Source organism: Bradyrhizobium centrolobii (assembly GCF_001641635.1).
GTDB classification, from domain to species: domain Bacteria; phylum Pseudomonadota; class Alphaproteobacteria; order Rhizobiales; family Xanthobacteraceae; genus Bradyrhizobium; species Bradyrhizobium centrolobii.
The window spans coordinates 174,214-181,882 of record NZ_LUUB01000054.1; the positions used below are offsets into that span (position 1 = coordinate 174,214).

Below are 7,669 nucleotides of genomic sequence, written 5' to 3' on the forward strand. Positions count from 1 at the left end.
CGCGCGCTTCGCCGCTAGCCCTGAATCCGGAAGAAGGTGACACCCAGCTTGAGGCTGCTCGCGGGCAACAGAACCTTGCCGTTCTGCACCGGCACGGAAAACGGAGGCTCGGCCGACTGGAGGCTGGGATCGGATTGATCGGGGTTTTTGAGGAAGACGGCAAGATTGCTATGGGTCGAGTCCACCAGATAGTGCTGAACGGTCACCATCCCATCGGGTAGCGGCAGATTGTCGATCTCCACGGAGAAGTTTTCCGGCGTGTCGGGCAGTGAATTGTCGGCGTTGCCGAACACCAGCGTGGGATTGTAGTTGAAGACGACGATGCTTGCGGTCTTCTGGACGGGATCGCTGACGGCGAATGCCCCCAGATTCGAGCTCGTGCCCGACGTCGACAGCGTCACCGGCCGGCGCGTCCCCGTCATCAGGGCGAACATCCTGAAAACGTTCGCGGCCGGCTTGGGCAAGTAATGGACGGCCTTGTTGATGTCCGTATATTTGTGCATCAGGCTCGCCTGCGTCAGGAACGGCTCTGCTTTGGGATCGCCCTGCCCGTCCTCGAGAATCAGGTAGGATCCCATCGAAATCCCCTGCGCAACCGCCTCGGTCAGAAAGGCCGCCGCCCACGCCGCGCCCTTGTGCGACTGGTTGATGTCGCCGTCACTGGCTTCGCTCGGTCCCCATTCGGAGAGGAACAGCTTGAGCCCGGGATATTTGTTCCGCACCGTCGTGACGACCTGCCTGAACAGCGCAAACGGCGTGGTCGGATCCTTGGCGTAGTCGAGGCTACCGTAGAAGTGGAATGAAAAGCGGTTCAGCGCCGAGCTGAACGGCAAGTTCGGCGTCAGCGTCTGGTCCAGAAAGACCTCTTCCAGAGTCGGAAGATTCCAGCCGGGATAGTAATAGAAGCTTCTGCTGGTGAACGCGGGGCCCGCGATTTCGATGGTCTTACCCGAATAGCTGCTGTTGCTGGCGAGCTCCGTCCTGACGGTGTCGATCGCCTCGGCAAAGATCTTGTGCATCGGCAAGATGCCGTGATCGAGCCGCCGCATGTCGTATTCATACGGGTACGACAGGCCGAAATTGTTGTAGGGATATGTGTTGGCCTGGTACGCCGGCCACTGATGCAGCGTATAGCTGTCGGGATTGATCCACCACAGCCAGCGTCCGAACGGCCCGAGCGGCTTGAGCGAATAGGCGGCGGGATTGGTTTCGCTGAAGTGCTCTGGTGTCCGCTCGGCGCCGTCGAGTTCGTTGCTCACCTCGAAGATCACCGATTGCGCGCCCTTGTCGAAGGCCTGGGTCACGATGTAGCGCACCAGCTTCTTGGCGTAGATCTGGTAGCGCGCCTGGGACGGCCAGCTCTCGGCCGAGTTGTAAGGCGCGTTGTTGGCGTCAGCCATGAAGCTCGGCGGCATGAACGATGCGACGGCGACATGAAGGGACAGACCATTGCCGAACGACCACGGGAACGTCCAGTCGAGCATGTTGCACCCGCCCGGGGTCAAGGACGGCTGGGGGGTGAACGTATAGCTGCCGTTTCCATCAACATCGACTTTGAAGCTGCCCAGATTGTTGCTGGCATCGAGGTCGCACAGCACATCGCTCTGAAGGAAGCGGAGCCGTTTCATCTTGAGATCGGTGATGATCTGCTTCAGGTCGTTGGGCTGCGGATCGGACCACGGCTCGGACGGGGCATTCGCGCCCTGGAACATGCCCTGCACTGTCGCGAGATCGTCGCCGCTCTCGCTCTTGACCGCCGCGGCGTCAACCAGGATGGATACGTCGGCGCGTGCCGAAGTCGCTCCACCCAGAGCCAGCGATGTCGAGGCGAGCAATGCGAGAACAAGCTGTCGCTTGGAATCAAAGAAACAATCGAGATCGACCAGATACCACATGTTCGCCGCCACCCGCACTCGTTGAGATTGTTACGAGAGCGACTATCACGTGCGAATGTTATGTCGATGTGAACGGTAGAACATCCGGCGTGTGACAACCAACAGCAAGTCAGGATGTCGCACCGCCCCGAAATCCCGTAGCGAGCACGTAACGTTCGGAGGAATCCTGCCGGCTCGCGGCGGGCTTCACGTGACGCACCGTTGCAAAATCGCGCTTGAGCTGGGCGAGCAGCTCGGCGTCGGCGCCGCTCTGGAACGTCTTTGCCAGGAACGTGCCGCCGGGCTTCAGCACGTCGCAGGCGAACGCCGCGGCGGTCTCGACCAGGCCGACGATGCGGAGCTGGTCGGTCTTGCGATGGCCGGTGGTGTTGGCGGCCATGTCCGACATCACGACGTCGGCGCCGCCTCCTAACATGGCGGTGAGCCTCGAAGGCGCGTCATTGTCCATGAAGTCGAGCTGCGCGAAGTCGACGCCGGGAATCTCCGGCATCTCCAACAGATCGATCGCAACCACCTTCCCCTTGCCGTCGACCGAACCGACGCGCTTGGCGGCGATCTGGCTCCAGCCGCCCGGCGCCGCGCCGAGATCGACCACCGCCATGCCGGGCTTCAGCAGGCGAAATTTGTCGTCCATCTCGAGCAATTTGAACGCGGCACGCGAGCGATAGCCCTGCGCCTTGGCCTTGGCCACATAGGGATCGTTGAGCTGCCGCTCCAGCCAGAGCTTTGAAGACAGTTTGCGCTTGCCGCCGGTCTTGACCTGGACGTGCAAGCGGCCGGTGGTGTCCTTGGCCATCTCACCAGCTCCTGAGCGCGCCGTCCTCGCGCATCATCTCGACCAGCATGCCTTCGCGTAAGCCCCGGTCTGCCACGCGCAGGCGCGGCAGCGGAAAGGCGCGGCGGATGGCATCGAGGATGGCGCAGCCGGCGAGCACGAGATCGGCGCGCTCGACGCTGATGCAATTGTTGCCGGCGCGCTCCTCGTAGCTCATGCCGAGCAGCTTGTTGATGGTCGCGGTGATGTCGGCATCGTTCATCCAGATGCTGTCGATGCGGCGACGATCGTAGCGCGGCAGGTTGAGATGGATGCCCGCGAGCGTCGTCACGGTGCCGGAGGTGCCGAGCAGATGCATGTCCGCGAGATCGCGGCCATGCTCTTCCGCGAACGGCGCCACATGGCCCGCGACCTCCTGCTCCATCGCGGCATAGATCTCCGGCGTCACGTCACGGCCGCCAAACTGCTCGGCGAGTGTCACGACGCCGAGCGGGATCGACATCCAGGCCTTTATGCGCGGCTGGGGATCTTCGTCGGCCGGATCGCGCTCGATCCGCACCAACTCGGTCGAGCCGCCGCCGATATCGAACAGGATCGCGCCCCGCCCCCTCGGGTCGACCAGCGGCGAGCAGCCAAGCACGGCCAGCGCCGCCTCGGTCTCGCGGTCGATCACCTCGAGCTCGATACCGGTCTCGGCCGCGACGCGGCTGCGAAAGCCTTCCGCGTTCGACGCCGCGCGGCAGGCTTCGGTCGCGATCAGCCGCAGCCGCCTCGCCTTGCGCAGGTTGATCTTGTCGCGGCAGATGCTGAGCGCGGCGATCGCGCGCTCGATCGCCGCCTCGCTGATGCAACCAGTCGCCGAGACGCCCTCGCCGAGCCGGATGATGCGCGAGAAGGAATCGACCACGCGAAAGCCGTCGCTGGTCGGACAGGCGATCAGCAGCCGGCAATTGTTGGTGCCGAGGTCCAGCGCCGCGTAGACGCCGGTTCCCGGCGCATGCGCGGGGACGGCCGACCCGGTGGCCAGCGCCACCGTCGCCATCGCCCCCTCCAGGCCACCGAGCGGCGCATGGCCATCGCGGAGCCGCGTGTGGTCATTCATACAAACTGTCTTTCCGCGGCCCATTGGGCCGATCTGGAATTGCTTTTTTCGCCTGAAACTTTAGCAGCGCGGGAGGCCTGCGCAACAACGCATCACATGGGACCATGCCCATTCGTACGTTGTCGTGAACGGGTCCGTGGGTTATCTGATCGGGGTCGGTCCTTCAGGCGCCCGCGAAACCCGCGCAAATGCCGGCTTTTCAGGACATTTCCATGCAAGAACACACCAAATCGTCCACGCTCGAAAACGCTATTGCACTGCAAAAATACGGTGTCGGACAGCCGGTCCGCCGCAAGGAGGACGACACGCTGGTGCGCGGCCAGGGCCGCTATACCGATGATTTCAACCTGCCCGGCCAGGCCTACGCCGTGATCGTCCGCTCGACCCATGCCCATGGCATGCTCCGCGGCATCGGCACCGCGGCGGCCAGGGCGATGCCGGGCGTGCTCGGGGTGTGGACGGGAACGGACCTTGACGCCGCCGGCTATGGCCCCTTCACCTGCGGCCTGCCGCTGAAGAGCCGGGACGGCTCGCCCCTGCTCCAGACCAACCGCCAGCCGCTCGCGACCGACAAGGTCCGCTTTGTTGGCGATCCCGTCGCCTTTGTCGTGGCAGAGACGCTGGCGCAGGCGCGCGACGCGGCCGAGGCGGTCGAGGTCGACGTCGAGCCGCTGCCGGCGGTGACCGATCCTGAGGATGCGGCCAAGCCGGGGGCGCCGCAGCTCTACGACCACATCCCCAACAACGTCGCGCTCGACTATCATTATGGCGACGTGGAGAAGGTGAATGCCGCCTTCGCCGGCGCCCCCCATGTGACCAAGCTCGACATCGAGAACACCCGCGTCGCCGTGGTGTCGATGGAGCCGCGCGTGGGGCTCGCCTCCTACGACAAGAAGACCGAGCGCTATACCATCCAGGTGCCGACGCAGGGCGTCGCGGGCAACCGCGCCAACCTCGCCAAGAACCTGAAAGTGCCGAACGAGAAAGTGCGCATCCTCACCGCCAATGTCGGCGGCTCCTTCGGCATGAAGAACATCAACTACCCCGAATACATGTGCATCCTCTACGCGGCCAAAGAGCTGGGACGCCCGGTGAAATGGCTCGACGAGCGCTCGACCAGCTTCCTCTCCGACAGCCACGGCCGCGCACAAAAGATTCATGCCGAGCTTGCGCTGGATGCCGAGGGACATTTCCTCGCGGCCAAGCTCTCCGGCTACGGCAATCTCGGCGCCTACATCACGGGCGTTGCACCGGGGCCGCTCTCACTCAACACCGGCAAGAATTTCTCCAGCGTCTATCGCACGCCGTTGATGGCCGTCGACATCAAGACGGTCCTGACCAACACCACGCTGATGGGCGCCTATCGGGGCGCCGGCCGGCCCGAGGCAAACTACTACATGGAGCGGCTGATCGACCGCGCCGCCGACGAGATGGGCCTCAACCGGCTTACCTTGCGCAAGCGCAACTTCATCAAGCCGAACCAGATGCCGTTCCCGGCCTCCTCCGGCGTCACCTATGACAGCGGCGACTTCCAGTCGGTGTTCAACAAGGCGCTCGAAATCTCCGACCATGAGAATTTCGCCAAGCGCAAGAAGGAGAGCAAGAAGGCCGGCAAGCTGCGCGGCATCGCGGTCGGCTCCTATCTCGAGGTCACCGCGCCGCCGAGCGTCGAGCTCGGCAAGATCGTGTTCGACCCCGACGGCACCGTGCAGCTCATCACCGGCACGCTTGACTACGGCCAGGGCCACGCGACGCCGTTCGCGCAGGTGCTGTGCGCGCAGCTCGGCGTTCCCTTCGAGAGCGTCAAGCTGGTGCAAGGCGACAGCGACATCGTCCACACCGGCAACGGCACCGGCGGCTCGCGCTCGATCACGGCGAGCGGCATGGCGATCGTGCAGGCCTCCAAGCTCGTGATCGAAAAGGGCAAGCGCGCCGCGGCGCACATGCTGGAAGCCTCCGAAGCCGACATCGAGTTCGCCGACGGCAGCTTCACCATCGCCGGCACCGATCGCAGCATCGACATCATGGAGCTCGCCAAGCGCCTGCATGACGGCAAGGTGCCGGAGGGCGTGCCCGATACGCTCGACGTCGACCACACCAGCGACGTTGTGCCGTCGGCCTTCCCGAACGGCTGCCACGTCGCCGAGGTCGAGATCGATCCGGACACCGGCGTGGTGCAGATCGTGCGCTACAGCGCGGTGAACGATTTCGGCACCGTGATCAACCCGATGCTGGTCGCAGGCCAGCTCCATGGCGGTGTCGTCCAGGGCATCGGCCAGGCACTGATGGAGCAGATCCGCTACGACGAGAGCGGCCAGCCGATCACGGGCTCGCTGATGGACTACGCGCTGCCGCGCGCCGAGGACGTACCGTTCATGACGGTCGGCGATCACCCGGTGCCGGCGACGAGCAATCCGCTGGGCACCAAGGGCTGCGGCGAAGCCGGCTGCGCCGGCAGCCTGTCGACCGTCGTGAACGCGGTGGTCGACGCTCTCTCCGACTACGGCATCAAGCACATCGACATGCCGCTGACGCCGGAGCGCGTCTGGCGTGCGATCCAGGAGGCGAAGGGGGCGGCGTAAGGCCGACGCTCTCTCCGTCGTCATGGCCGGGCTTGACCCGGCCATCCACGTCGAGGTGCGCTCGCAGCCTCCACACTCACCACTGTCATCGCCCGCCTTGTGCGCAATTGCGCACTGGGGCGGGCGATCCAGTATTCCAGAGACGTCGGAGGAATACGGAAAAGCCGCGGCGTACTGGATGCCCCGCCTTCGCGGGGCATGACAGCGAACTTGGTGGAAGAGCCTACAGCCCAGCGGCCACTTAAGCCGCCGCCTGCTCGCGGGGCTGGTAGATCGCGGTGTGCTGGCAGTGCGCCAGCGGCGTCGTGCCGTTGGCGACGACCAGCGCGTCGAGCTCGACGAAGCGATGACCCTTCTTCTCGTAGTTTGCGGTGACCTTCGCCCGTGCTGTGATTTCGTCGCCGGCGCGTGCAGCCGACAATAGCTGCATGCGGCTGCCGACATGGATCCACGGGCCCAAGATCGTGTTGTCGACCAGCACGCGGTTCATGACGCGCTGGATCAGGCCGGGATGGCCAAGCCCCTCGCGCGCGAAGATCGGATCGGCTTCCCTTATGTCTGCGAGATAGTCCGCGGCCTCCTGTCCGGCCCAGCGGCGCGGCGCCGTGCCGAGCCATTTGCCTGTCTCAAAAGTCGCGGGGCCGACCGGCTTGCGTTCGGCCACGGCCGGGACCTCGACATAATCGCTCAAGGCGACCGCGGGCGCAGTGGCCGGCAGCGAGGCCGTTCCGGTCGCGCAGAGCTCGGTGCGGCTGAACACCTCGATCGTGAGCAGGCCATTATGCTCGGTCGCGTCGACATCCGCCGCCTCGCCGTCATAGACCGGCTTGATGAAGCGTGCCTCGATCAACCCACGCGACAGGAAATCGCGGCCCCAGTGGGCGACCGGCACGTGCATCATGTACGCGAAGACGTCGACGCCCGGCACCAGCCCGCCGGAGAAGCCGAAGCGGCGCGCCACCGTGTCGTCATGCATCTTGTTTTCGGATTGCTTGGCCGTGTTGTAGGCCTGCACGCGATAGGTCTCGAGCCGGTTCGGCATGGGTTCGCCTTCCCTGAATTCTTGTTGTTTCGGGCTGATCGTAGGGCCTGAGGAACCGGGGTCAATCCCCTCGCCTTTGCGGCCCGAATGGGGTACCACGCGGCCGATGACGCATCCTCCCGACAGCCCCCGCATCTATGTCGACGCCGACGCCTGTCCGGTGAAGGACGAGATCTATCGCGTCGCGATTCGGCATGGTGTGCCGGTGAGCGTGGTCGCCGGCAATTTCATCCGCGTGCCGCAGGACCCGCTGATCGAGCGCGTCGCGGCGGG

At 64.7% G+C, this 7,669-nt stretch carries 6 protein-coding genes; 2 read left to right on the plus strand and 4 right to left on the minus strand.

Going from position 1 to position 7,669, the window contains the following annotated elements; translation table 11 throughout:
* Window positions 1-14: 14 nt before the first annotated feature.
* The 3 genes from AYJ54_RS16615 to AYJ54_RS16625 all read right to left on the minus strand — a co-directional run bounded on the left by AYJ54_RS16615 (window position 15) and on the right by AYJ54_RS16625 (window position 3,772).
* Window positions 15-1,907 carry a hypothetical protein gene (locus tag AYJ54_RS16615; RefSeq protein WP_136623736.1) on the minus strand — a complete coding sequence of 631 codons (1,893 nt, stop codon included), beginning with the start codon at window positions 1,905-1,907 and terminating at the stop codon, window positions 15-17.
* Between the two features lie 97 nt (window positions 1,908-2,004).
* The gene (locus tag AYJ54_RS16620; protein ID WP_063700153.1) at window positions 2,005-2,691 is read right to left on the minus strand and encodes an RlmE family RNA methyltransferase; all 687 of its coding nucleotides are present in this window, start codon (window positions 2,689-2,691) and stop codon (window positions 2,005-2,007) included.
* A gap of 1 nt (window position 2,692) precedes the next feature.
* The gene (locus AYJ54_RS16625) at window positions 2,693-3,772 is read right to left on the minus strand and encodes a Ppx/GppA phosphatase family protein (RefSeq protein WP_063700154.1); all 1,080 of its coding nucleotides are present in this window, start codon (window positions 3,770-3,772) and stop codon (window positions 2,693-2,695) included.
* Between the two features lie 212 nt (window positions 3,773-3,984).
* Between AYJ54_RS16625 and AYJ54_RS16630 the strand changes: the two genes are divergently transcribed.
* Entirely contained in the window at window positions 3,985-6,354 is a 2,370-nt protein-coding gene (locus AYJ54_RS16630) for a xanthine dehydrogenase family protein molybdopterin-binding subunit (protein ID WP_063700156.1), read from the plus strand.
* Between the two features lie 241 nt (window positions 6,355-6,595).
* Here the strand turns inward: AYJ54_RS16630 and AYJ54_RS16635 are convergent, their stop codons facing one another.
* Window positions 6,596-7,396 carry a hypothetical protein gene (locus AYJ54_RS16635; protein WP_063700158.1) on the minus strand — a complete coding sequence of 267 codons (801 nt, stop codon included), beginning with the start codon at window positions 7,394-7,396 and terminating at the stop codon, window positions 6,596-6,598.
* Window positions 7,397-7,502: 106 nt separating this feature from the next.
* Between AYJ54_RS16635 and AYJ54_RS52380 the strand changes: the two genes are divergently transcribed.
* On the plus strand, window positions 7,503-7,669 hold a 167-nt coding region (locus tag AYJ54_RS52380; protein WP_488226333.1), incomplete at its 3' end, for a DUF188 domain-containing protein.

Coding starts and splice junctions, on each gene's coding strand:
- AYJ54_RS16620 (WP_063700153.1), bottom strand. CDS start 2,691: ATGGCCAAGGACACCACCGGCCGCTTGCACGTCCAGGTCAAGACCGGC.
- AYJ54_RS16625 (WP_063700154.1), bottom strand. CDS start 3,772: ATGAATGACCACACGCGGCTCCGCGATGGCCATGCGCCGCTCGGTGGC.
- AYJ54_RS16630 (WP_063700156.1), top strand. CDS start 3,985: ATGCAAGAACACACCAAATCGTCCACGCTCGAAAACGCTATTGCACTG.
- AYJ54_RS16635 (WP_063700158.1), bottom strand. CDS start 7,396: ATGCCGAACCGGCTCGAGACCTATCGCGTGCAGGCCTACAACACGGCC.